At 60.3% G+C, this 24,119-nt stretch carries 27 protein-coding genes; 18 read left to right on the top strand and 9 right to left on the bottom strand.

Features of this window, described 5'->3' with window-relative positions; genetic code table 11:
• The first annotated feature begins 52 nt into the window (after nt 1-52).
• The 3 genes from iolD (at nt 53) to iolB (ending at nt 3,759) form a co-directional block, all read left to right on the top strand.
• Nucleotides 53-1,903 (top strand): 3D-(3,5/4)-trihydroxycyclohexane-1,2-dione acylhydrolase (decyclizing), encoded by a 1,851-nt coding sequence (gene iolD, locus N2601_RS03725; RefSeq protein ID WP_104822494.1) that lies wholly within the window; start codon nt 53-55, stop codon nt 1,901-1,903.
• 67 nt (nt 1,904-1,970) lie between these two features.
• On the top strand, nt 1,971-2,888 hold the full coding sequence (gene iolE, locus N2601_RS03720) for a myo-inosose-2 dehydratase (protein ID WP_104822493.1): 918 nt from the start codon (nt 1,971-1,973) through the stop codon (nt 2,886-2,888).
• Nucleotides 2,889-2,961: 73 nt separating this feature from the next.
• On the top strand, nt 2,962-3,759 hold the full coding sequence (gene iolB, locus N2601_RS03715; protein WP_104822492.1) for a 5-deoxy-glucuronate isomerase: 798 nt from the start codon (nt 2,962-2,964) through the stop codon (nt 3,757-3,759).
• Nucleotides 3,760-3,800: 41 nt separating this feature from the next.
• Here the strand turns inward: iolB and N2601_RS03710 are convergent, their stop codons facing one another.
• From N2601_RS03710 to N2601_RS03700, 3 genes are all read right to left on the bottom strand, one after another.
• A complete protein-coding gene (locus N2601_RS03710; RefSeq protein WP_104822491.1) occupies nt 3,801-5,168 on the bottom strand; it encodes an MATE family efflux transporter in 1,368 nt (455 codons plus the stop codon).
• Nucleotides 5,169-5,236: 68 nt separating this feature from the next.
• Nucleotides 5,237-5,674, bottom strand: a complete 438-nt coding sequence (locus N2601_RS03705; protein WP_104822490.1) for a glyoxalase superfamily protein — start codon at nt 5,672-5,674, stop codon at nt 5,237-5,239.
• 240 nt (nt 5,675-5,914) lie between these two features.
• Nucleotides 5,915-6,361, bottom strand: coding sequence for a baeRF12 domain-containing protein (locus N2601_RS03700; protein WP_104822489.1), 447 nt, complete (start codon nt 6,359-6,361; stop codon nt 5,915-5,917).
• A gap of 228 nt (nt 6,362-6,589) precedes the next feature.
• Here N2601_RS03700 and N2601_RS03695 point away from each other — a divergent pair, with 228 nt between their 5' ends.
• The gene (locus tag N2601_RS03695; protein WP_104822488.1) at nt 6,590-6,988 is read left to right on the top strand and encodes a pilus assembly protein PilZ; all 399 of its coding nucleotides are present in this window, start codon (nt 6,590-6,592) and stop codon (nt 6,986-6,988) included.
• A 91-nt stretch (nt 6,989-7,079) separates the two neighbouring features.
• Nucleotides 7,080-8,192 (top strand): pyridoxal phosphate-dependent aminotransferase, encoded by a 1,113-nt coding sequence (locus N2601_RS03690; protein ID WP_104822487.1) that lies wholly within the window; start codon nt 7,080-7,082, stop codon nt 8,190-8,192.
• A 133-nt stretch (nt 8,193-8,325) separates the two neighbouring features.
• Here N2601_RS03690 and N2601_RS03685 read toward each other — a convergent pair whose 3' ends face one another.
• Nucleotides 8,326-8,589: an SEL1-like repeat protein gene (locus tag N2601_RS03685; RefSeq protein WP_104822486.1), complete on the bottom strand. Its 264-nt coding sequence runs from the start codon at nt 8,587-8,589 to the stop codon at nt 8,326-8,328.
• A 459-nt stretch (nt 8,590-9,048) separates the two neighbouring features.
• Between N2601_RS03685 and N2601_RS03680 the strand changes: the two genes are divergently transcribed.
• The 4 genes from N2601_RS03680 to N2601_RS03665 all read left to right on the top strand — a co-directional run bounded on the left by N2601_RS03680 (nt 9,049) and on the right by N2601_RS03665 (nt 11,739).
• Nucleotides 9,049-9,387 (top strand): DUF2147 domain-containing protein, encoded by a 339-nt coding sequence (locus N2601_RS03680; RefSeq protein ID WP_104822485.1) that lies wholly within the window; start codon nt 9,049-9,051, stop codon nt 9,385-9,387.
• Nucleotides 9,388-9,569: 182 nt separating this feature from the next.
• Nucleotides 9,570-9,746 (top strand): hypothetical protein, encoded by a 177-nt coding sequence (locus N2601_RS03675; RefSeq protein WP_181316024.1) that lies wholly within the window; start codon nt 9,570-9,572, stop codon nt 9,744-9,746.
• Between the two features lie 118 nt (nt 9,747-9,864).
• Nucleotides 9,865-11,370: an AMP nucleosidase gene (locus tag N2601_RS03670; protein WP_104822484.1), complete on the top strand. Its 1,506-nt coding sequence runs from the start codon at nt 9,865-9,867 to the stop codon at nt 11,368-11,370.
• 51 nt (nt 11,371-11,421) lie between these two features.
• Nucleotides 11,422-11,739, top strand: a complete 318-nt coding sequence (locus N2601_RS03665; RefSeq protein ID WP_245463970.1) for a hypothetical protein — start codon at nt 11,422-11,424, stop codon at nt 11,737-11,739.
• Nucleotides 11,740-11,754: 15 nt separating this feature from the next.
• Here N2601_RS03665 and N2601_RS03660 read toward each other — a convergent pair whose 3' ends face one another.
• A complete protein-coding gene (locus N2601_RS03660) occupies nt 11,755-12,462 on the bottom strand; it encodes a helix-turn-helix transcriptional regulator (protein ID WP_104822482.1) in 708 nt (235 codons plus the stop codon).
• Nucleotides 12,463-12,536: 74 nt separating this feature from the next.
• Between N2601_RS03660 and N2601_RS03655 the strand changes: the two genes are divergently transcribed.
• On the top strand, nt 12,537-12,935 hold the full coding sequence (locus tag N2601_RS03655) for a VOC family protein (RefSeq protein ID WP_104822481.1): 399 nt from the start codon (nt 12,537-12,539) through the stop codon (nt 12,933-12,935).
• Between the two features lie 78 nt (nt 12,936-13,013).
• Here the strand turns inward: N2601_RS03655 and N2601_RS03650 are convergent, their stop codons facing one another.
• A complete protein-coding gene (locus N2601_RS03650) occupies nt 13,014-13,244 on the bottom strand; it encodes a hypothetical protein (protein ID WP_104825036.1) in 231 nt (76 codons plus the stop codon).
• A 155-nt stretch (nt 13,245-13,399) separates the two neighbouring features.
• Here N2601_RS03650 and N2601_RS03645 point away from each other — a divergent pair, with 155 nt between their 5' ends.
• From N2601_RS03645 to N2601_RS03630, 4 genes are read left to right on the top strand one after another with little or no spacing between them, the layout of a single operon-like run.
• Nucleotides 13,400-13,759: a YciI family protein gene (locus N2601_RS03645; protein WP_104822480.1), complete on the top strand. Its 360-nt coding sequence runs from the start codon at nt 13,400-13,402 to the stop codon at nt 13,757-13,759.
• Nucleotides 13,760-13,769: 10 nt separating this feature from the next.
• Entirely contained in the window at nt 13,770-14,132 is a 363-nt protein-coding gene (locus tag N2601_RS03640; protein ID WP_104822479.1) for a YciI family protein, read from the top strand.
• A 23-nt stretch (nt 14,133-14,155) separates the two neighbouring features.
• Nucleotides 14,156-14,518, top strand: coding sequence for a YciI family protein (locus N2601_RS03635; RefSeq protein WP_104825035.1), 363 nt, complete (start codon nt 14,156-14,158; stop codon nt 14,516-14,518).
• Nucleotides 14,519-14,545: 27 nt separating this feature from the next.
• A complete protein-coding gene (locus N2601_RS03630; protein WP_104825034.1) occupies nt 14,546-15,787 on the top strand; it encodes an RNA polymerase sigma factor in 1,242 nt (413 codons plus the stop codon).
• 2 nt (nt 15,788-15,789) lie between these two features.
• Here N2601_RS03630 and N2601_RS03625 read toward each other — a convergent pair whose 3' ends face one another.
• Complete coding sequence (locus N2601_RS03625; protein ID WP_104822478.1) at nt 15,790-16,752, bottom strand: lysylphosphatidylglycerol synthase domain-containing protein; 963 nt, start codon at nt 16,750-16,752, stop codon at nt 15,790-15,792.
• A 94-nt stretch (nt 16,753-16,846) separates the two neighbouring features.
• Between N2601_RS03625 and N2601_RS03620 the strand changes: the two genes are divergently transcribed.
• The 3 genes from N2601_RS03620 (at nt 16,847) to N2601_RS03610 (ending at nt 20,040) form a co-directional block, all read left to right on the top strand.
• Entirely contained in the window at nt 16,847-17,866 is a 1,020-nt protein-coding gene (locus N2601_RS03620; RefSeq protein ID WP_104822477.1) for a glycosyltransferase family 2 protein, read from the top strand.
• Nucleotides 17,859-19,355 carry a glycosyltransferase family 39 protein gene (locus tag N2601_RS03615; RefSeq protein ID WP_104822476.1) on the top strand — a complete coding sequence of 499 codons (1,497 nt, stop codon included), beginning with the start codon at nt 17,859-17,861 and terminating at the stop codon, nt 19,353-19,355. The genes N2601_RS03620 and N2601_RS03615 overlap by 8 nt, the downstream gene beginning before the upstream one ends.
• Before the next feature lie 64 nt (nt 19,356-19,419).
• Nucleotides 19,420-20,040 (top strand): NUDIX hydrolase, encoded by a 621-nt coding sequence (locus N2601_RS03610; RefSeq protein ID WP_104822475.1) that lies wholly within the window; start codon nt 19,420-19,422, stop codon nt 20,038-20,040.
• Between the two features lie 101 nt (nt 20,041-20,141).
• Here N2601_RS03610 and N2601_RS03605 read toward each other — a convergent pair whose 3' ends face one another.
• Entirely contained in the window at nt 20,142-21,509 is a 1,368-nt protein-coding gene (locus N2601_RS03605; protein ID WP_104822474.1) for an aspartate aminotransferase family protein, read from the bottom strand.
• 82 nt (nt 21,510-21,591) lie between these two features.
• Between N2601_RS03605 and N2601_RS03600 the strand changes: the two genes are divergently transcribed.
• The gene (locus N2601_RS03600) at nt 21,592-22,932 is read left to right on the top strand and encodes a glutamine synthetase family protein (protein WP_104822473.1); all 1,341 of its coding nucleotides are present in this window, start codon (nt 21,592-21,594) and stop codon (nt 22,930-22,932) included.
• 6 nt (nt 22,933-22,938) lie between these two features.
• Here the strand turns inward: N2601_RS03600 and N2601_RS03595 are convergent, their stop codons facing one another.
• Nucleotides 22,939-23,886, bottom strand: a complete 948-nt coding sequence (locus N2601_RS03595) for a diacylglycerol/lipid kinase family protein (protein WP_104822472.1) — start codon at nt 23,884-23,886, stop codon at nt 22,939-22,941.
• Nucleotides 23,887-24,119: the final 233 nt, after the last annotated feature.

Below are 24,119 nucleotides of genomic sequence, written 5' to 3'. Positions count from 1 at the left end.
CGGGGAAAGTGATGCGCAAACAATGGACTAAAATGCATTTGGGAGGCGCCCCATGGGCAAGACGATCCGATTGACGATGGCACAGGCTGTCGCGCATTTCCTCAAAAAGCAGATGACGGTAATCGACGGCCAGAAGCAGCCGATCTTCGGCGGCGTCTGGGCGATCTTCGGCCATGGCAACGTCGCCGGCATGGGGGAAGCGCTCTACCAGGTGCGCGACGAGTTGCCGACTTTCCGTGCCCATAACGAACAGGGCATGGCGCACGCCGCCATCGCCTATGCGAAGGCCGGTTTCCGCCAGCGCTTCATGGCTTGCACGACATCGATCGGTCCCGGCGCGCTGAACATGGTGACCGCCGCGGGCGTCGCGCATGTCAACCGCATCCCCGTGCTATTCCTCCCCGGCGATGTCTTCGCCAACCGCGCCCCCGATCCGGTGCTGCAGCAGATCGAAGATTTTGGCGATGGCACGGTGTCAGCCAACGATGCCTTCCGTCCGGTTTCGCGCTATTTCGACCGCATCACCCGGCCCGAGCAGATCATCACGGCGCTGAAGCGCGCCATGCAGGTGCTGACCGACCCGCTCGATTGCGGTCCGGTGACATTGTCGCTTTGCCAGGACGTGCAAGCTGAAGCCTTCGACTATCCGGAGAGCTTCTTCGAGGAACACGTTTGGACGCAGCGCCGTCCGCAGCCGGATGCGGACGAACTCGCAAACGCCATCGCGCTGATACGCAAATCCGAAAAGCCCGTGATCGTCGCCGGCGGCGGCGTGCTCTATTCACAGGCAACGAAGGAGCTTGCCGCTTTCGCGGAAGCGCACGGCATTCCGGTCGTCGTGACGCAGGCGGGTAAATCGGCGATCGATGAGACCCACCCGTTGGCGCTTGGCTCGGTCGGCGTTACCGGCACATCGGCCGCCAACGCGATTGCCGAGGAAACCGATCTGGTGATCGCGGTGGGCACCCGCTGCCAGGATTTCACCACCGGTTCTTGGGCGCTCTTCAAGAACGAAAAGCTGACGATGATCGGCCTCAACATCGCGGCCTATGATGCGTCCAAGCACAATGGTCACCCCTTGGTGACGGATGCGCGCGAAGGACTAAAGGCCCTGTCCGCCGGCCTTTCCGGCTGGAAAGCTCCGGCAGTGCTTGTCGAGAAGGCTACACAGGAAAAGAAGATCTGGATCGAGGCTGCCGCCAAGGCCATGGCGACGACGAATAGCGCCCTGCCCTCCGACGCCCAAGTAATCGGCGCCGTCACCCGCACGATCGGCGACGAGAAGAGCATCCTCTTGTGCGCGGCTGGCGGTCTGCCCGGCGAATTGCACAAGCTCTGGCCGGCAACCGCGCCCGGCAGCTACCATATGGAATACGGCTTCTCCTGCATGGGTTATGAGATCGCCGGTGGCCTTGGCGCGAAGATGGCGCGGCCGGACAAGGAAGTCATCGTCATGGTCGGCGACGGCTCCTACATGATGCTGAATTCGGAGCTGGCGACCTCGGTCATGCTCGGCCTGAAACTCACGATCGTCCTTCTCGACAACAGGGGCTACGGCTGCATCAACCGGCTGCAGATGGCGACGGGTGGCGCCAACTTCAACAATCTGCTCAAGGACTCGCGCCACGAGATCATGCCGGAGATCGATTTCCGGGCGCATGCCGAGAGCATGGGGGCCGTTGCGGTCAAGGTCGCTTCCATCGCCGAGCTGGAACAGGCGCTCGAAGCATCGAAAAAGAACGACCGCACCTCGGTCATCGTCATCGACACCGACCCGCTGATCACCACAGACGAAGGCGGCCACTGGTGGGATGTCGCCGTTCCTGAGGTCAGCCCGCGCGCCGAGGTCAACAAGGCCCGCGCCGCCTACGAGCAAGCTCGCGCCTCCCAGCGTATCGGCTGATCGATTTCCGTCCTATTTCTGGAGGAGCGTTTCAGCTCCTCCAGCATTATTTTCAAGGAGACCATTGATGAAGGCCAAACTCGGCATGTCGCCCATCGCCTGGTGGAACGACGATCTTCCTGAGCTCAGCGACGACGTATCCCTTGAGGAATGCCTGCGGCAATCGCGCAGTGCGGGCTTCACCGGCATGGAACAGGGCCGGCGCTTCCCCAGCAATCCGGATGAAATGCTGCCCATCCTGCGCGCCGCCGATGTGACGCTCTGCGGCGGCTGGTTCTCCGGCACGCTTGTCAATGAGGAGCTGGCCGCTAACAAGGACCGCATCGCGCCGATGATCGCGCTGTTCAAGGCCGTCAATGCGCCCTGCATCGTCTATGGCGAAGTCGGCCGTTCCATACAGGGCGACCGCTCCAAGCCGCTCGCCACCAAGCCGCGCCTTTCCGATGACGAGATGAAGGCCTATGCCCGCCGCGTCACCGAATTCGGCGAATGGTGCGCCGAGCAGGGCATGCCGCTCTCCTACCATCATCACATGGCCGCAGTCGTCGAAACCGAACCGGAACTCGACGCCTTCATGCGCAATTCCGGCGAAGGCATTCCGCTTCTGCTCGATGCCGGTCACCTAGCCTTTGCCGGCGGCGACGTTCTGCGCGCCATCGACAACCACCACGCCCGCATCAACCACGTTCACGTCAAGGATATCCGCAAGCCCGTTGTGGATGGTCTGGATCGCAGCCGCCAATCCTTCCTCGACGCAGTGGCGCTCGGTGCGTTCACGGTGCCGGGCGACGGCTCGCTTGATTTCGGCGCCATCGTCCAGCGTCTGGCCGATTACGGCTATGAAGGCTGGTTCGTCGTAGAGGCCGAGCAGGACCCGCGCAAGGCACCGCCGCAGAAGATGGCCGAGATCGGTCATGCCGAGCTGATGCGCGTCATGACAGCAGCGGGCTATACGGTGGAAACCGAAGGCTTTCCCAAGGGGTAAAGACGAGCGCCCCTCCTCGCCCGCTATCCAGGGGTTGGCGAGGAGGCTCCCAAGCAATAGAGGACGAACACCCATGCCAAATCTCAAGGTCAAACCTGATGGCTCCCATGGTCGTGTCAGCCATGTCACGCCCGAAAGCGCCGGCTGGACGTATGTCGGCTTCGACCTTTACCGGCTGAAACCCGGCGAGACCGCCTCCGCCGAGACGGGCAATCGCGAGGTCTGCCTGGTCTGGGTCAGCGGCAAGGCGAGCGCCAAGGCTGGCGCGAAGGATTTCGGCTCGCTTGGCGGACGCATGAGCCCCTTCGAAGGCGCGCCGCATGCGCTTTATATTCCGGCCGGCTCCAACTGGTCCGTCGTCGCCGAGACCGACCTCGAACTGGCCGTCTGCTCCGCTCCTGGCGGCGGCTCGTATGAAGCCCGCGCCATTCCGCCCGGCACGCATCCGGCGGTAACGCGCGGTAAGGGCACCAATGTCCGCTATGTCAACAACATCATGCCGGAGGATGACGGCGCGGCGCATTCGCTGCTCGTGGTCGAAGTCATCACGCCGGGCGGTCACACCTCCTCCTATCCGCCGCACAAGCATGATCAGGACAATCTGCCGAACGAAAGCTTCCTCGAGGAGACCTATTATCACCGTCTGAACCCGCCGCAGGGGTTCGGCTTCCAGCGGGTTTATACCGACGATCGTTCACTGGACGAGGTCATGGCACTGGAGGACGGCGATGTGACGCTTGTGCCGAAGGGATATCACCCGTGCGCGGCCTGCCATGGCTACGACCTTTATTATCTCAACGTCATGGCCGGCCCGAAACGCGTCTGGAAGTTCCACAATGCGCCGGAACATGAGTGGCTCCTCAAGGCCTGAATGCCGCTAAAGGCCGCGCCTCAAGGACGCGGCCTTTTTGCTCATACCGGCAGCAGACCGTATCGCCAGCCGCGGTCCCTGACGTTGCGCGACAGTACCAACCACGTAAGCAGAAGCATTCCCGTTTCGGCGAAGACCGGCACCATCCAGATTCCGGTTTCGCCGAAGGCGAAAGGCAGCAGGAATGTCAGGGGCAGCGTAAAGAGATAGGGTCGCGCCAGGCCGAAGATCGCCGCTCGCTTCGCGTCGCCGATCGACTGGAAATAGGACGACAGCACGATCATCTGCCCGAAGAGGAAATAGGCGCCGACCGTCCAGGGCAAAATCCGTCCCACCTCCGCAACGATGACGGCATCGCCGACAAAGACGCCACCAAGCCTGCCCGCCAGCATTTCGACGGCCAACTCCACCACGCCGCAATAAATCAGCGCCGACACCATCGCGATCTGCAGGCTCCGGCCGACGCGGGCGGGAAGTGCAGCGCCGTGATTATGGCCGGATATCGTTTGCAGGGCGATGCTGAGACCGAGGAGCGGCAGATAGGCGAAGGTCATCACGCGGGTGATGATTCCGTATGCCCCGACCGTCGCGACATAGTCTCCCTGGTGCCAGATCGCCAGATTGAAGAGGATTGCTGCTGAACTCAGGGATATGCCGATAAAACCGAGGCTCATCGGCGCGCCGAAGGCTATGATCCCGCGCCATTCGGCAACCGGAAACGATATCGAGGGCCTGAGTGCGCCTGGCTGCCGCCAGCGGTAGAGCAGGATGATCACCAGGCAAATGAATTGCGCCGCGATCGAACCGGCCGCCGAGCCGGTGACGCCCCAATGCAGTATCGCCATCAGCAGCCAGTTGGCGAGGATATTGAGCAGGGTCGAGGCAAGCGTCACCAGCGTCATGAAGCCAATCTTGCCTTCGCAACGCAGAGCGTCGACATGCACCGACAACAGGAAGCTCACCGGAGCAAAGCCGATCATGATGCCCATGAACGCGCCGGCATTGGCGGCGATAGCGGCATTATCAGCCGCAGCCATCACGATGATCTGCCGCCCGATCGTCCAATAGAGCGCATTGACAAGGATCACCACAGCCAAGGCCAGGCCATGGGCGGCGCTGAAAGCCTGCCTCGCCCCAGGGCGATCTCCTGCCCCCAGGCGGCGCGCCAGGATGCTCGCCATGCCGTTGGAGACCAGCGATTGTAGCGCGATCAGCAGCATCAGTGCCGGAAAAATGAGGCTGACCGCCGAAAGGGCATCGGCACCCACATAGGCACCGAGGAAATAAGCATCGACGACGGCAAACAGGCCGTTGACGGTCGTGATCATGATGATCGGCGCAGCCGTGCGGGCAAAGACGCCCGGCAGCCAGCCGCTCAGGAACATGTTGCGTTCGGAATGATTCGTCATAGAAAAAATCCAGGCAGCATCGCGCGTCGACAAATGCCGGCCGCGATCGAATGATGAAGAGGTGAATACTAGATGTCCAAAACCAGATGCGGCACGCCGTCGGAGGTCTTGCGCGGCGAAATGCCGTTGACGTCGATCTGGGCGTTGATGCGCTGGCGGAAGGCCGAGAAGCTCTCGAAGGTCACGACATCCACCGGAGCGTCGAAATGGATGGTGATCCTGTAAAGCCCGCCGGACTGCTCCGAGAGCGTTAGGACCTTGCCGGTGAAGGGCTGGTTCAGGTAGCGGCCGCGAACTGCGGTCCCGACGGCAACCGGTGCGCTCGGCGGCGTATTCGGTTTTGCGGCAAGCGCCGAAAGCGTGTTCCAGTCACGCAGCCCGTATTGCTTGGCGACCAATTCAAGGGCCGCGCTATGGGCCACGTCGCCACCGCGCTCGGCCATGGCTTGGCGTAAACGTTTGGCCTGCGCTTTCAATTCATCGATGGACGGATAGATCGTCGTCACGGAGTCAGCCTCTTAAAAGGCATGCATTTACGACTGCAGATCGGAGCTCGCATTACCGCCAGTCAGCATGCGCCAGATGGCTGTGACCAAATTCGCGAGGCTTCACCATGGATTTTCATCCGCGAGCGGCCGGTGCCTCGAACCGGATTTTCCGTATGATCGAAGCTAATGCCGCTGTCAAGATGAGGCTATGCAGGCGCATTCACCGAAACAGGGCGATATTTCGCCCCTTCCAACGTCTCAGGCGACAAGATGACGCTCGATCTGATCGACGGGAAAATTCGTCAGGTCCTTGCCGACTTCTGCCACGATAACCGCCTGCGAATGCGCCCCGAGATGGGGCCTCAGGACGCCGAGTGCGCGCGGGGGCGCCACGAGGATGAGGCGGTTGATACCTTTCTGCTGCACGAGCGCATCGACCTTTGCCGCGACATTTTTCAAAAATTCCGCCGCCGCCTGCTCGTGCCATTCCGTTTCTTCCACGGCGCTGCCTGCAAACCCATCGGCCTGGTGCGTGCGCCCCGGTTTGTCCGCGCCGAGTTCCCGATCCGGTTCATGCGGCTGCTCCATGGTTTCGCAGGTTTTCAAATCTGGATGGGGGCCGCCATTCGAACTCTTCAGGATCAGCGCCTTGGCACCGTCGCAAACGACAACCCACGTTCCTCGGGAAATTTTGATATCGACCATCGTTCCTGTCCTTGCGCTTTGTGATACGGCCAAAAAACCGTCGATAAAAAAAGAACGTCTCGTAACGCGAAGGGTTCAAAAACTGCCTGTGGAGGATGCGATATCGCCCAACCGGCTAAAAAACCGCCGATTCGTTAAAATTCGATTGGCCCTGTTGACGCTTACGCAAAATCTCCATGCAAGGTTCATGCTATAAACCGAGATGAATTCGGTAGCCTCCAACGGGGAATGACAATGCTTCGCGCAACGCATCTGGCGAAAGTCAAATCCGAAGTCTACGAGCACAGGTGGGAGCGGTTCTTCGTTCAACGCCCGGCGCGTATCATTGCCGTGCGCCCATGCCTGACAGGCATTTCGGTGCGCAGCGCCGAGATCATCGACATCTCGCAGGGCGGCGCCAGTTTCATCGTCGGCACGACCGTAGGCCTGCCAAGACATTATTATCTGAACATCCTTGGCCTTGCCTATCGCATCGGTTGCGCCGAAATCAGCCGGATAGACAATCGGGTCAACGTTCGCTTCATCAACCTGATCGAACCGGAAACATTGAGACGCGTCGTGCGCGCCGATTTCATGATCGGCAACACGGAGGCACTCGCTGCCCGAGGCCAACGCCAGCGGCAATAGCCGTCGGCACCAGGCTTTTCCGCCCTTGCAACGGCTCGCCAAGCGCCTATTGTGCTGCGCCTTGCAACAGAATTCGGGAAGATAAGCCAGAATGTCCGCCTTTTCGCGCTTCACCCCGCTGATCAGCGCCCTCCCCTCCACCGTGCCCTTCGTTGGCCCGGAAGCATTGGAACGTCAGCGCGGCCTGACCGTCCAGGCGCGTATCGGCGCCAATGAAAACGGCTTCGGCCCTGCCCCTTCCGTCATCGAGACCATGCGCGAGCAGGCAGGCGATATCTGGAAATACAACGATCCGGAAAATTTCGCCCTGAAGGCAGCGCTCGCCGCCCATCTCGGCGTTACGTCCGCGAATATTGCCGTCGGCGAAGGCATCGACAGCCTGCTCGGTCTCATCGTACGCATGGTGGTCGAGCCGGGAGCACCCGTCGTCACGTCGCTCGGTGGCTATCCGACCTTCAATTTCCATGTCGCCGGTTTCGGCGGCCGGCTGGTAACGGTGCCCTATGTCAACGATCGCGAGGATCTCGATGGGCTGCTGGAGGCGGTGAAGCGCGAAAACGCGCCGCTCGTCTATTTCGCCAACCCCGACAATCCGATGGGAAGCTGGTGGGACGCCGACAAGATCGTCGACTTTGCCCGCGCCTTGCCGGAAAGCTGCCTGTTCATCCTCGACGAGGCCTATAGCGAAACCGGCCCCGCCGGCTCCTTGCCCGATATTTCCGCGCTGATCGATCTGCCGAATGTGCTGCGCACCCGCACCTTCTCCAAGGCTTATGGCCTTGCGGGCGCGCGTGTCGGCTATGCCATTGGCGTGCCGGAGACAGTGTTGGCTTTCGACAAGATCCGCAATCACTTCGGCATGAACCGGCTGGCGACCGCAGCCGCGCTCGCGGCGCTGAAGGATCAGGCCTATCTCGCCGAAGTCGTCGGCAAAATCCACGCCGCGCGGGAACATATCGGCGTGATCGCCCGCAACAACGGGCTTTCGCCGCTTGCCTCCGCCACCAATTTCGTTGCTGTCGATTGCGGCCGCGATGGTGCCTATGCGCGCGCCATCGTCGATGGGCTGATCCAACATGGCGTCTTCATCCGCATGCCCGGCGTGGCGCCCCTCAATCGCTGCATTCGCATCAGCGTCGGCCCGAAGCACGATCTCGACCTTCTGGCCGAAGCACTGCCGAAGGTGTTGAAGGCGATCGGCTGACACCGAAAATATCAAAAAACCGCGCCGGCCTTGTTTCCTGCCGGTCGCGGTTTTCCTGATTGTGGCAGCGCGCCTCTCCGCCCGCTGCCGGTCCCCTCTTTCGAGGCTATTGTCGTATTCTTTGTGGCGCGCTTCAGTGCGTGGTCATCCACTCGCGGGCGGCGCGGAGCGCTGCGGCGAGCTGCATCTTGGTCAACGTTGCTGCGACGTCGGCGCGGAGCTCGGCGGCGCGGTCGCTGCCCTTGATGGCGGCGATGTTCAACCATTTATGGGCGGCAACGAGGTCTGCCTGGCAGCCCCTGCCGGTCGCATAGATTATGCCCAGCTCGCAAAGGGCCTCAGCGCTGTTGCCACCCATCATGGCCATTTCGGATGTCGGTATTTCGAAGCGTGCCATCGGTTCAATCCCTGTTTCAGTTTATTCGTTATCGACCCTGTTTTTCCTTCCAGACCTTGCCGTCTATCGCGGCTTGATGATCCTTCCGGTCGGCGGGTTTGCCCCGCTCGTTTGATGACTTCACTATCGCAGACGGCTTTCAAAAAACGGCTAAAATGCATGCTTAATTCGATGCAAACAAAGTACAAATGCTTGGTAAACTTGGGATTTTGTTAAACATCGCTTCCCTTGCAAATTAAGGATTGTTGGGCGAGCTTTACACCTCGTTAAGATTTGGATCTAAACCCTTCGTTCACCACGAAAACAGCCGCTGAAACAAGGTGCGTTATTTTTTCGATGTGACAGGGCGGCTGATCTGCGGCGAAAATCGCGCCGGAAAGTGTATTTGCCTTTGCGTTCGTATTGGATAACGTCACCACGTCCGGGCTGGGGCCGAAGGACATTCGGGGAGGAAAGATTATGATCCGTGCCACCATTCTCACCACCGCGCTGCTCTTCAGCGCAGGCGTGGCCTTGGCCGACGAGCCGATCGTCGGCAACTGGAAGACCAAGGAGGGTGATACCGCCGCCATCACACCCTGCGCCGACAGCTACTGCGTAACGCTGAAGACCGGCAAATATGCCGGCCGCCAGATCGGCAAGATGCAGGGCAAGGACGGAACCTACACGGGCGAACTTACAGATCCCGAGGACAACAAGACCTATAGCGGCTCCGGCACTGTCAGCGGTAAAACCGTGAAGATGCAGGGCTGCGTGCTCAAGATCTTCTGCAAGTCGCAAACCTGGACGAGGCTTTAGAGAATACTTCGCCCGAGCGAAGGCGGGGCCGATCAATACGTGCTTCGCTCAGGAAAGACCTTTGGTCCAAGGTTATGCACCTGCTAATATTTCTGAACACTGGATGAACCAGTGTCTCAGCACCTGTTCAGCCTGACCATGGCAAAACAGTGTCCAGGATAGGGCACGGGTAGGCCAGGACAATGAACACGATCATCATGGCGCGGCGTTTCGGCATCATCATGCTGTTTGCCGCCATCTTTGCGATTACATTTTCGGTGGCGGTGGAGCATACCGGCCGCAGCGGTGCGCAATCGCATTTCGGCGCAAGCTTCACTTGCCTGCAGACAGGCAGCCCCTATTGCACGACGGTACAATAGAGCAAGTCACCGATTTCGAGAATCGGACGCCGAAGCGGCATTAAAAATAGCTGCGAAAATCGGAGATCGCGCGTTGCAACGTCGTTTGCTTGTTAAAAACGACTCTCTATAATAGCGCATGAGCAACCGAATCTCTCCTTTTTCACCCCTCGATATTTCTTCACCCAGCCCGTTTCAGCCGCAGAGCTTCGACGATCCAGCCAAGGCCGTCGATGCTCTGACTGAGCTTTACGAGCGCAACACCGCGTTCCTGATCGACAGCTTCACCAAGCTGGCCAAGGGTGCGCCGATCACGGCGCGCTACCGCGCCTTCTATCCACAGGTCAGCATCGAGACGACAAGCTTCGGCCATGTCGACTCGCGTCTTTCCTATGGCCACGTCACCGCACCCGGCGTCTACACGACCACCATCACCCGTCCGCAGCTATTCCGCCATTATCTGAAAGAACAACTGGCCCTGTTGATGCGCAGCCATAATGTGCCGGTCGTGGTGTCGGAATCGACGACGCCGATCCCGCTGCATTTCGCCTTCGGCGAAGGCGCGCACGTCGAAGCTTCGGCCGCCGCTTTCGACGATATTCCGCTGCGCGATATCTTCGATACGCCGGACCTGAACACCACCGACGACGAGATCGCCAATGGCGAATATATTCCGCCACCCGGCGAACCCTCACCCCTTGCGCCGTTTACTGCGCAACGCATCGACTATTCGCTCGCCCGCCTCGCCCACTACACCGCGACCAGCGCGACCCATTTCCAGAACTTCGTGCTCTTTACGAACTATCAGTTCTATATCGACGAATTCTGCCACTGGGCGCGCGATCTGATGGCCAAGGGCGGCGGCGACGGCTACACCGCCTTCGTCGAGCCGGGCAATATCATCACGCTGGCTGGCGCCAGCCAACCGGAGGGCACCACGACCGCGCCACGGTTGCCGCAGATGCCGGCCTACCATCTGAAAAAGAAGGGCCATGCCGGCATCACCATGATCAATATCGGCGTCGGCCCGTCCAACGCCAAGACGATCACCGACCATGTCGCGGTGCTCCGTCCGCATGCTTGGCTGATGCTCGGCCACTGCGCCGGCCTGCGCAACAGCCAGCGGCTCGGCGACTATGTGTTGGCGCATGCCTATATGCGCGAGGATCACGTTCTCGACGACGACCTGCCGGTGTGGGTGCCGATCCCGGCGCTTGCCGAAGTGCAGGTGGCGCTGGAAGCAGCCGTGGCAGAAATCACCGGCTACGAAGGCTTCGAGCTGAAGCGCATCATGCGCACGGGCACGGTCGGCACGATCGACAATCGCAACTGGGAACTGCGCGATCAGGCAGGGCCGGTGAAACGCCTGTCGCAGGCCCGCGCCGTGGCGCTGGACATGGAATCGGCAACGATCGCCGCCAACGGTTTCCGTTTCCGCGTTCCCTACGGCACGCTGCTCTGCGTCTCCGACAAGCCGCTGCACGGTGAGCTGAAACTGCCGGGTATGGCGACCGCCTTCTACCGCACGCAGGTGAACCAGCATCTGCAGATCGGCATCCGCGCCATCCAGAAGCTGGCGGCGATGCCACCGGAAGCGCTGCATTCACGCAAGCTGCGCAGCTTCTTCGAAACGGCGTTTCAGTGACCCATCGACAAGGCGGCAATCGCAGTTGACAGAGGAAATGTAGTGCCGTGGATGAGCTTTGATGGTGGTTCGACGGTCGGCCGTCAGGGTTCAGAAGGTGGCGTTATTGTTTTGGACGAAGAACATAGCGCCGGCGCGCGCATCACACTTGAGAGGTGTGATCGCGTGCCATTTGCCATTACCTGCGGCCTCTACGGCAATATGGTCCACACCGTTTTTATCGGCAGTGAGCAAGAAGGGCTGGACACCTTCCATGTGATCAAGACGAATCTTGAAGAACTAATCGCGATCTGGCCGGAAAACGATGCGCCGGCCGATCAAGTGTCCAGATTTTATGTTGCCATCTCGGATTTTGTGCAGCGCTTTTAACGCAGCTCTTACTTCCTAAGTGCGGTTCTGGAGTAGCTTGAATTGTTCCGCTCTCCATTGTTGCCACTTGCGGCGAAGTTCGCCGGCGCGCAGGCCAATGATTTCATCGCACAGAATTGCCGTGGTGATCCTGTCGCAGCGGAAGTGCCTGAAATCCTGGCGTAATTCGCACCAGGCCACCAGCATACGATGGCTCTCCGCGTAGCCGAGGATAACCGGCCACACAATACGGTCCGTTATCTCGCCGTTCTCTGCCCGATAGCACAACGCCAATTTACGCCTCTGACGGATCGCTTCCCGGATGTCGGCAATGTCAATGATTTCCGTTGGTGGGCGCGAGCCTGGCTTCACACCCATGCTTGGCTCGGCGATAAACGGCCGCAAGTTTTCAGGAACGGCGGCCGCAATTTTGACGATGACATCGCGGGCGGCGTTGGCGATGAGAGTGTCGGAATGGCCAGCGACCCATTGCGCACCCAGTATCACAGCCTCGATCTCATCTGGCGTAAGCATAAGCGGCGGCATGTCGTAGGCGGAATCGAGCAAATAGCCGAAGCCGGCTTCACCTGAAATCGGCACCCTCTGACCAATTAGATCGCCAATGTCGCGGTAAACGGTACGTTTCGAGACCTCAAGTTCTTCCGCAATGTTAGCGGCAGTCACCGGCCGGGTATTCCGACGCAGAATTTGAATGATCTGAAACAGGCGATCTGCTCGACGCATGTGCTGACTCCTGCTGCCATAATGGTGGCAACAGGGCTGTGCGACAAGCTCCATCATGTCAAAAGGAGCCCACAATGAAATTTGCATCGACACGCATCATCACCGCGGACATCAAGCAACTGGTCGCTTTCTACGAGATGATCGCCAACGTGAAAGCGCAGTGGCTAGCGCCGGTCTTTGCCGAAATAGTCTTGCCCGGCGCTGTACTAGCGATTGGTTCATCGGAAACGGTTGCGCTCTGGAAGGAAGGCAGCGCTGAACCTTGCGCCAATCGCAGTCTCATCCTGGAGTTTCAGGTCGACGATATCGACGCCGAATATGCTCGTCTCAAAGACAAAGTGCCCCTCGTGCATGAACTCAAGACAATGCCCTGGGGCAACACAACGTTTCAGTTTCGGGACCCTGATGGAAATGCCGTTTCGCTTTATATGCCGAGTACCGACGAAGCAAAGAAGCGATTTGCCACCAGATAAAGTGACAGCCGCGATCGCAAAAAGTCGGAGTTTTGCGGCACATATCCCGCACTTCAGTTAGGGCGGGCATCTCGCCCTTTATTCTTTCGCCGCCGGCATCAGCCTTATTTGATCGACGGTCGCGACCTGCGGCCGGTCGATCGTCGGCGTTGCCATCCAATTGAGGCAGAGGATCAGAACCGCAAAGGCTGCAAAGCCGGCCATGGTGCGGAGAACAACCTTGCCGAGATCGGGCGTCTCCATCAGATCCTTCTCCGACAACGTCTTTCTGGTCCAGTAATTCACCAACGCCGTTTCCAAGGTGTGCATGTCCGTCTCTCCTTTGGTGATGACGGAACTTGTCGAGTGGCCTCGGGCGTTTTCGACAGCGAAGAAATTTTTTGTCATGCTGCCAGCCGGGATGTCGATTTGCTTGCGGACCACTCGTCTATGGCTGTCAGCAAATGGAAAGAGGAGACGCTGCAATGAAATATCTTTGCCAGGTCTGGTTCGACGGCACGAAGCTCGATGCCATGACGCAGGAGGAAAAGCACGGGCTCGATTCGGATTCGCTCGGCTATGACCGCGATCTGATGGCGAGCGGCCACATGATCCACGCCGAGGCGCTGCAATCGCCAAGTTCGGCGGTGACAGTACGGGTCCGCAACGGCGAGACATCCGTCACGGATGGCCCCTTCATCGAGACCAAGGAATATCTCGGCGGCTTCATCCTGATCGATGCCAAGGACCTGAACGACGCGATCCGCGTCGCCGCAGGCATTCCGCTTGCAAAGCTCGGCAGCATCGAAGTGCGGCCGATCTATTCCTTCGGTCCTGAGGCTTGAGGAGGCGACGATGAAATTTCTCTGCCAGGTTTGGTTCGAAACTGCCGAGATCATGTCCCTCACCGAGGAAGAAGGCCGGCGGCTGACGCAGGAATCCATCGACAACGACAACAGGCTGCGCGACAGCGGCCATATTGTCGTGGCAAACGCATTGCGCGCGCCTGAGACCGCGAGAACGGTGCGGGTGCGTAAGGGCGAGAGCACCGTCACCGACGGCCCCTTTACCGAAATGAAGGAGCATCTTGGCGGCTTCGTATTGATCGAGGCGAAGGATATGGAGGAGGCAACCCGCATCGCCGCCACCTTCCCCGTCGCCAAGTATGGCATGATCGAGGTCCGCGCGGCCTATGACATCAGGTTTCCGAATGAATAGGCATAAGGTGGGAGGACATGGATATGCGGTTTCTATGCTTGATCTACACGTCCGCCGACGTGGACGGCACCTTGACCTACAGCGAGGTCGACAGCCTGATCGCCGAGCACTTTGCCTATGACGAGAGCCTGCGGAAGAAGGGCACGCTGATCCTCTCGGATGCTCTGGCTACGCCCGACAAGGCCATCGTCATCCGCCCACGCGGATCGGCACTTTCTACAACGGATGGCCCTTTCGTCGAGACGAAGGAGCATCTGGCCGGCTTCTATCTCGTCGAGGCTGCCAATATGGCCGACGCAACAGAGATTGCCCGACGCATCCCCTCCGGCCGCCACGGCGCCATCGAAATCCGCCCGATCCGGATACTCACCCTTCCCGGCACCTGACAGGAGAGCAAGAGACCGCCCGTGTCGCTGAACGAAACCATCGACGAGATCTACCGCAGCCAATCGCGCCGCGTGTTTGCGACGCTGATCCGTCTGCTCGGCGATTTCGACCGGGCGGAAGAGGCCCTTCACGATGCCTTTGCGGCAGCGGCACAACAATGGACGGAAGAGACGTTGCCGGCCAATCCCTATGCCTGGCTGGTTTCGACCGGCCGCTTTCGAGCGATCGACCACATCCGGCGGCGAGCGCGCTTCGATGCCTCACAGGCCGACATCGTCGACAGCCTGTATCCGGAGGGCGAAATGCTCGAGATAGCCGAAAGCGAAGAGATCGAAGACGATATGCTCAGGCTGATTTTCACCTGTTGCCATCCGCTCATCCCGGCGGAAGCGCAGATGGCGATGGCGCTGCGCGAGGTCTGCGGTCTGACGACGGAAGAGATCGCCCATGCTTTCCTCATTTCCGCGCCGACGATTGCCCAGCGTATCGTTCGCGCCAAGAACCGCATTCGCACAGCCCGAATTCCCTATGAAGTTCCGGCAAAGACGGAGCTGCCGGAGCGGTTGGCGCAGGTGTTGCATGTCATCTATCTCGTCTTCAACGAAGGCTATTCCGCCTCGTCTGGCACAACAATCATCCGCGCCGACCTTGCCGCCGAAGCCATCCGTCTCGGTCGCCTGCTCCTAAAGCTCCTGCCAGATCCGGAGGTTGCCGGATTGCTGGCGATGATGCTCCTGCAGGATTCGCGGCGGCTCGCACGGGCGAGCGCTTCCGGCGATCTCATCCTGCTGGCGGATCAGGATCGCAGGCTCTGGGACCACAGGAGAATCCGAGAGGGACTGGCCTTTGCGGCCGAGGCGATGGCGGGCGAAAGCGTCGGCAGCTATGCGCTGCAGGCTGCAATTGCCGCCGAGCATGCACGCGCGGCAACCACGGAGCGGACGGACTGGCGGCGGATCGTGGCGCTTTACGATCTGCTGCTGGTGGCGCATCCGTCGCCCGTGATCGAACTCAATCGGGCAGTCGCGGTTTCAATGTGCGATGGGCCGGCGGCCGCGCTTGATATCGTCAATGGCCTGCTGAGCGAAGACCGGTTGGCCCGATATCATCTGGCCCATGCGGCGAAGGCCGATTTTCTGCGCCAACTCAACCGCAAAGACGAAGCGCGACGGTCCTACGAGATGGCGCTTTCGTTTTGCCATCAGGCGCCCGAACAGGCGTTCCTGCGCAAGCGGCTGGCGGAGCTTGGCGACAGAACCGAACGATAGGCCTATCCGTGGCGCTTCCTTGAGATCAGCAAGGCGAGTGCCGTCCCGGTCAGAGCCGAAACGACGATCAGGAGATGCGCGCTGATGCTTGCCTGGGCCAGATTGTCGAGCGCGGCCTTTTGTCCGGGAGCTCCGAAAGCGATCGCGCCGGCGGTGATACCGGCCGGATAGGTGCCGACACCGCCGGGCGCATGCACCGGCAGCACAGAGGAAAGCTCGCCCCCTACGGCACCACCGAAACTCGCCGACAGCGGTGTGACATTCATCAGGCGGAGCGCCCAGGCGAGCACCACGACCTTCACCAGCCAATTGACGACCGTTGTCAGCCAGGCGCGGGCAAAGGCAGTGCCATTAGCCGGCAGGCCGCGTTCCAGTTCATGCACCAGTCCCTGCGCCTTCTTCGGCAATGCCTTGCCGGCGAATTTGATCAGCGGGCGGCGCAGGACAAAAACGGCGACCGGTACAAGCAGGAAAGCAAGCCATAGAACCCAGGCGAGAGCATGATAGGGCGAAGCGAGCACCAGGCCGACACCTGCTGCGGCAAGCAACGCATGCAGGTCGAGCAGCCGCATGACGAGCAGCGCCGAGGTGCCGCGCGCCAGCGGAATGCCGAATTCGGAGCGCATCAGCACTGGAAAGCTGGTTTCGCCGGTGCGGAAGGGCATCATGATGTTGAGGAGATTATGGACCTGCGTCACACGGAAGAGTGCGGTAAAATGACCGCCGGTCTCCTTCGGGAAATAATCGTAGATGCGCCAGGTGCGAAGGAAGTAGGTGCTGGTCAGGAGCGCCATTGCCAGAAGAATGGGCAGGGCACCCACATTGCCCCATTGCGCCAGGATCGAACTCCAGCCCCAGAACCACTCGATAAAGGCGGCATAGGCGAGGACGACGGCCAATGTCAGCAGCGTCATGCGGTTGCGAATAAACCAGTTCTGTCGGCTGGCAACCATCGGAGTCTTCATGTAGTTAAGGCACCAAATGCGAGCGGAGGCTGACGCCGGACATGTCGCTCGTTCCGTCCGGCCGGTTCTGCCGGTCTTTTAGGAGAAAGAAGAGTTGCAGACAACGGCAGAGTCGATCCGCCCCCTGACCGACACGGTAAGTGCCATTGAGCTTTCGCTGGTCGTGCCCGTCTTTAACGAGGAAGAAAGCGTCGGACCGCTGATCGAGCGGATCTGTTCCGCCATGGCGGGCTTCACCAAGCCCTGGGAACTGATCCTGATCGACGACGGCAGCACCGATGCAACGCTTGCCAGTGCACGCCGCTCGATCGGACGCGAGGGACTGACGCTGCGCATCGTCGAGCTTCAGCGCAATTTCGGCCAGACTGCCGCAATGCAGGCCGGCATCGACACCGCCACCGGCCGGCTGATCGCCACCATGGACGGCGACCTGCAGAACGATCCGAAGGATATCCCCGCGATGGTCGAGGAATTGGAGCGGCGGCAGCTCGACCTGCTCGTCGGCTGGCGCAAGAACCGCCAGGACGGGCTTTTGCTGCGCAAGATTCCCTCCTGGTGCGCCAACTACCTCATTGGCCGCATCACCGGCGTTAAATTGCACGACTATGGCTGCAGCCTGAAAATCTACCGCGCCTCGATCATCAAGCAAGTGAAGCTGATGGGTGAGATGCACCGCTTCATCCCGGCCTGGGTCGCGGGTGTCGTGCCGAGCTCGCGTATCGGCGAAATGGTCGTTACCCATCATGCGCGCCAGCACGGCACATCGAAATACGGGATTTCGCGCACCTTCCGCGTTATCCTCGACCTGCTGTCCGTGATGTTCTTCATGCGCTACAAGGCGCGGCCGGGGCATTTCTTCGGCTCTCTCGGCCTTGGCCTCGGGGCACTCGCTGGCCTGATCCTGCTGTGGCTCTTCATCGCCAAGTTCATCTTCGGCGACGATATCGGCAACAGGCCGCTGTTGCTGGTCGGCGTCGTGCTCCTGCTGTCGTCGGTGCAGATGATCACCACGGGCATCCTGGCCGAGATGATCGCGCGCATCTATTATCGCGACGACCTGTCGCCGAACTACATCGTTCGCAAGATATTCGATCGGGATAGTCAGGATGCATAGGCTTCTGGTCCGCCGACCGGATACCATCATCCTTCTGCTTGCCGGTTACTTCGCTCTGGAATTTCTGGTGCGGCTCGCCATGCCGCATGGCATGCGCTACGACGAGTCTCAGCAGGCGCTGTTCTCACAATGGCTGACACTCGGCTACGATTCCCAGCCGCCGCTCTATAATTGGGTGCAGGCGCTGGTGGTGTCCGTCTTCGGACTGTCGCTGGCGGCGATTTCCATCGTCAAGAACATCGTGCTGTTTCTGGTCTTCTTCAGCTACTACAAGCTGGCGAAGCTGGTGTTGTCCGATAAGGTTTTCGCGGCGATCGCCACGCTGTCATTGCTGACGATCCCGCAGCTCTTCTGGGAGGCGCAGCGCGACCTGACGCATACGGTCGCCCAGCTCCTGACCATCAATCTCTTCCTCTATGGTGCAATCCGCACGCTGAAGGCGCCGAGCCTGGGCTCCTATGTGTTCACCGGCATCGCGCTCGGTCTCGGCATGCTGTCGAAATATAATTTCGCCCTGCTTGCCGCCGCCGCAGTCATTGCCGTCCTGATGCATCCGCAGGGGCGCGCGCGCCTCTTCGATAAGCGATTTCTGCTGACCCTGCTGATCTCCCTATTGATCTTCCTGCCGCACGGGCTCTGGCTGATCCACAATCTCGACCTTGCCTCGGGACGGACCCTGGGGATCATGGAGCAGGATGCGCCGGAAAGCGCCTTTGCCAAGCTGGTGAAGGGGCCGCTGGAATTCGTGAAATTGGTCGTCGTCATCTGCGCGCCGACGCTCGTCATCTATTCATTGGTCTTCGGCAAGAGCCTCTTCAAGAATCTGGGGCGGTCGAACGAATGGACCCTCTTTTTCGAGATCCTGTTTGCTGCCATCGCCGTGCTGGTGCTGATCCTGATCGTCGGCATCGGCATGACGGCGCTGCGGGACCGCTGGCTGCTGCCCTTCCTGTTCCTGCTGCCGATCTATCTGTGCCTGAAAATGGAAGTGGCTGGCATCAAGGCGTCGGATTTCGGCAAGCGCTTCTTCTATATACCGCTGGCGATGATGCTGATCATCCCGGCGCTGCTGTTGATCCGCGTGATTTTCCCGACGTGGTTCGGCTCCTATGACCACTACAACACGCCCTACCCCGCCTTTGTGAGCCAGGCCGTGGCGACGGAACGCAAAAAGCCGGGATTGGTGCTGACGGACAACTGGCTGCCCGCCGGCAATCTGCATTTGCAACTGCCTGATGTGCCGGCCATGTCGCTGTTCTTCGGAAATCTGAAGACGGACTATCAATGGAGCGCCGACAAGCCGATCCTCGTCGTTTGGCGGCCGGGAAAGAACGATGCCGGCGTGCCGGCACCCTTGGCAAACTGGCTGCACGATACGCTTGGCGCCCAATATGCGACGCCGGACATCAAGCTCGCGGACGTGCAGTACATCCACGGCAAACCCGGCGACCTGGCGTCTTTCGCCTATTCCTGGATCTATCCGAAATAAGGGCCGATCACCCGATCTGCGGGGATCACCGCCCATCTTTTGATTTTCAATGCGGGAGCCGCTTATGGACCAGACCGATACGCGCACGAGCATCTTGCCCGATCCCGATGATCTTCCGCCGTGGCAAGTCAAAAGCTCCACCCATCTGCTTCACGACCGATGGCTGAAAGTCAGAGCCGACGCCTGTGTCACCGCGGAGGGCGTGGAGATTGCGCCCTATTACGTCTTGGAATATCCCGATTGGGTCGAGGTGGTGGCGCTCGATGCGGAGGATAATATCTACCTGCTCCAACAGTATCGGCATGCTCTAGGCGTCGTATCATTGGAAGTGCCGGGAGGTGCAATGGATGCCAGCGATGCCAACCCGATCGAGGCGGCTGCGCGCGAATTGCGGGAAGAAACCGGCCTCTCTGCTTCCGAATGGGAGTATGTCGGCGCCCTTGCACCCAATCCGGCCACACACTCGAACCTTTCCCATATCGTGCTCGCCCGCAATGTCGAAATCGCCACGAAACCCGCGGACGATCCGACGGAACGCACGCGGCTTATCCGCATTCCGATCCGGCAAGCCATCGGACTGGCCCTGGAGGGCAAAATGATCCAGAGCATTCACGTCGCGGGGCTGACGTTAGCCTTGCACAAGGCGGGCAAATGGGATCCGCCGTCCCCAGCGGATAAGAGCTGACTAGAGCGGTTCAGCATTTCACGGAATCGCTTTCCCGCTCTATCTCTTTGTTTTTACGCATTCCGGACGGAAAAGCGCTGCGCACTTTTCCTGGAATTGCTCTACGGCTTCATTTCCGCCCACACCGCGTCGAGCGCCAGCCGCGTGATACGCACCATTGCATCCACTTCCTCATGGCTGATGATCAGCGGCGGCGAGGCCAGCATTCGGTCGGCTGTCGCGCGCAGCACAAGGCCGTTGGTCAAAGCATGATTGCGCACGGCAGAGCCGACCGCATCCGGCTTCTCGAAGCGACGGCGCGTGGATTTGTCGGCGGCAAGTTGCAGCGCGCCCATCAGCCCGATGCTGACAGCTTCGCCGACCATATCGTGATCCGCCAGGCTGCCCCACGCCTTGGCGAAATAGGGCCCGATGTCGTCGCGAACGCGCTCGACCAACCCCTCGTCCTCGATGATCCTTAGATTTTCCAGCGCAGCGGCGGCGCAGACCGGATGGCCGGAATAGGTGAAGCCGTGGTTGAACTCGCCCACCTGGTTGATCAGGACATCGGCGATGGGATCGCTGACCAGCACGCCGCCGATCGGCAGGTAGCCGGAAGACAGGCCCTTGGCGATCGGCGCGAGATCGGGCTCGACGCCGAAATGCTGATAACCGAACCATGAACCAAGCCTTCCGAAGCCGCAGATTACCTCGTCGCAGACGAGCAGGATATTCCTCGCCTTGCAGATGCGGGCGATCTCCGGCCAATAGGTCGAGGGTGGAATGATGACGCCGCCTGCCCCTTGGACCGGCTCGGCGATGAAGGCGGCGACATTGTCCTCGCCCAGCTCATCGATCTTTTCTTCCAGCTCGCGAGCGGCCTTGAGGCCGAACACCTCTGGAGAGAGATCGCCGCCCTCGGCATACCAATAGGGCTGGCCGATATGGACGACGCCGGGGATCGGCAGGTCGCCCTGTTCATGCATGTATTTCATGCCGCCCATGCTGGCGCCGGCAACGGTGGAACCGTGATAGCCATTGCGGCGGGCGATAACGGTCTTCTTTGTCGGCTTGCCCATCGCGCTCCAATAGACGCGCGCCATGCGGAACCAGGTGTCATTGGCTTCGGAGCCGGAATTGGTGAAGAAGACATGATTGAAATGCGGCCCGGCATGGGCGCAGACCTTCTCGGACAGAAGCGTAGCCGGCGTGGTCGTGGTGCCGAAGAAGGTGTTGTAATAGGGCAGCTCGTTCATCTGGCGGATGGCGGCATCGGCGATTTCCGTTCGTCCATAGCCGATATTGACGCACCAGAGGCCGGCAAAGCCGTCGAGATATTTCTTGCCGTTGCTGTCGAAGATATAGACGCCCTCGCCGCGCTGGATGATCCGGGCGCCGTCGGCATTCAACTTCTTCATATCCGCGAAGGGATGGAGATGATGAGCGGCATCGACGGCGGCGAGATTGGAACGGCTGGAAGTGTCGGACATCGTTTGCAGAATCCCTGTCGGATTGAAAGGCTGACCTCGATCGTTTACGACCATGCCGTGAGCATTGGGGATTTACAAGAGCATGGCGACCGACAACGCAACCGAAGGTAACGCGCGCATCGAGGTGCTGATCTCGGACATGAACGGCCGGCTGCGCGGCAAGCAGATCCCGATGGCGGCCGAAAAGAAGGTCTGGTCCGGTGCGGTACGCCTGCCAACCTCGACACAATCCCTGGACATCTGGGGCGACGACAATGACGACCTCACCGGGCTGTCGCTGACGATCGGCGATCCCGATGGCACCTGCGTCGCCGATACGCGCACTCTTGCAGATATGCCCTGGGCGCCGCCGGGATCGAAGCAGGTGCTGGCCACGATGCATGAACTCGACGGCAGCCCGAGCTTTCAGGACCCGCGCGCCATTCTTACCGCCGTTGTCGACCGCTATAAGGCACTCGGCCTGACGCCGGTCGTTGCGACCGAACTGGAATTCTATCTTCTCGCCGGCGACTGGCGCGAGCGCGGCGTCCCCTCGCCGCCGCCGGCACTGTTGTATCGTGGCGAGCCGAACGGCTATCAGCTTTACGATATGGATGCCGTCGATCTGCTCGGCGATTATCTCGAAACTCTGCGCGCCTATGCGAAAGCGCAGGGCCTGCCGGCAGACGCGACGACGGCGGAATTCGGCCCCGGCCAGTTCGAGGTCAATCTGCTGCATCGCCCCGACGCACTCGCCGCCGCCGATGATTGCGTCGCCTTGAAACGACTGGCTGAGCAGGCGGCGCGCAAACATGGCCTCAAATCGACCTGCATGGCGAAACCCCATACCGATCACGCGGGCTCGGGGCTGCATGTGCACGCCAGCATCGTCGACGAAGACGGCCGCAATATTCTCGACGCGGCCGGCGGCGAGCCATTGCGGCTAAAATCGATCTGCGCCGGTCTGCTGCAGACCCTGCAGGATGCGCAACTAGTCTTTGCGCCCTATGCCAATTCCTATCGCCGCTTCCAGCCGGGCTCGTTCGCGCCCGTGGACCTCACCTGGGGCTACGGTCATCGTGGAACTGCGGTCCGCATCCCCGAAAAGGACGGGCCGGGTGCCCGCGTCGAGCACCGCGTCGCCGGCGCCGATGCCAATCCATATCTCATGCTGGCGGCAATCCTCGGGGGCATGTTGCTTGGATTGCAGAACGAACTCGACCCCGGCGAAGAGACAACGCCAAGCCATGTGCCGGCCAATGCCCCGCGCCTGACGCATGATTTTCTGACCGCCGTCGAGCGCTTTCGCGCATCCCCCTTCATCGCCGATATTTTCGGGGAGCGATACCAGAAGCTCTACGGCGATACAAAGCACAAGGAAGCGGTCCGCTACCTGCGCACCGTATCCGATTTCGACTACCGAACGTATCTGCCGCGCCTTTGACGGATTTCAGACGACCGCACGGCTGATCGAGTCTTCGTCGGCAACCCGCGCGGCCGTGCCCTGCTTGACCATCACCTTCAGCTCGCCGGCATGAAGTTTGAGCGCGATGTCGCGTTCCAGCGGCCGCAGCTCGCCATCCAAGACGCAATTCGCCCGGTTGCGCAGCTTCGGGAAATGCAGGTGCACTTCGCGCGCATGCATGACCATGACGTCGGCGTTCTCGCGAAACCTGCCCCGCAGCATATCGATGGCGAGCCGTGCAACGCCGAGCGGCCGCAATGGCCGCGCCGTATAAAAGCCCAGTTCGCCGCCGCGCAGGTCGTCGGCATACAGCAGCGTGTTTGGGCCAAAAGGATTGTTGGACACGGAAATCGCCGACACGTGCCGGCGCTCGCGAACGCCCTCGGCTTCGAAATCGACATCGAATTCCGGCGGGTTGAAGACGACACCCAAGGCAGCGCGAATGCTGGCCGTCATCTTGCCGAAACGCGAACGATAGGTATAGGCGTTGCGATAACGCACCATGCGCGCATGCATTCCGGCGGAAAACTGGTGAATGAAGGGTCGGCTGTTGGCGCTGCCGATATCCACTTGATCGACCTCGCCTGTCGCCAGCACGTCCAATACCTGCCAGATATCGAGTGGCAGTCGGAGCGAGCGCGCAAAGAGGTTCATGGTACCGGCGGGAATGACGCCGAGAGCGACGCCGTTTTTCCAAGCGACGGCGGCGGCCGCGGAAATTGTGCCGTCGCCGCCGCCGGCGACGATGCCGTCGATATCGTCGCGACGCGCCGCGCGCTCCATGGCCGCAACAACTTCGCTGCCCGACACGACCAGGCCTTCGAAATCGTGGCCGGCATCCCGGAAAACCTGCTCCGCCTTCATTTCGTAGGCATCCATGTCCGTCGTCTTGAACGTACCGCCGTCGCGATTGAAAAAGCCGATCAGTTTCATCGAGGCTCCCGGTTTTCTCGTTGAATCTGTCTCAAGAAAAATCTGCTCCCTGCACCTGTTAGTCCAGAAATGGTTTCGGCCAAGGCGATTTCAAGCATTTTCAGGCCCGGCTACCGCAGTCAATGCGGATTACAGATCGCGCGATAACCGCATCAGAACTTATGCGCAGGGCGATATGCTGCGCTGCAAAAAATGCACGCGACAGCGGTATCGCGCTGATTCATAGTATTAAT

Origin of the sequence: Rhizobium sp. CB3060 (assembly GCF_025200735.1) — a bacterium.
In the GTDB taxonomy this organism is placed as follows: Bacteria; Pseudomonadota; Alphaproteobacteria; order Rhizobiales; family Rhizobiaceae; genus Rhizobium.
Note: the sequence above shows the minus strand (reverse complement) of the source record. Positions and strands in the feature narration are given on the sequence as shown.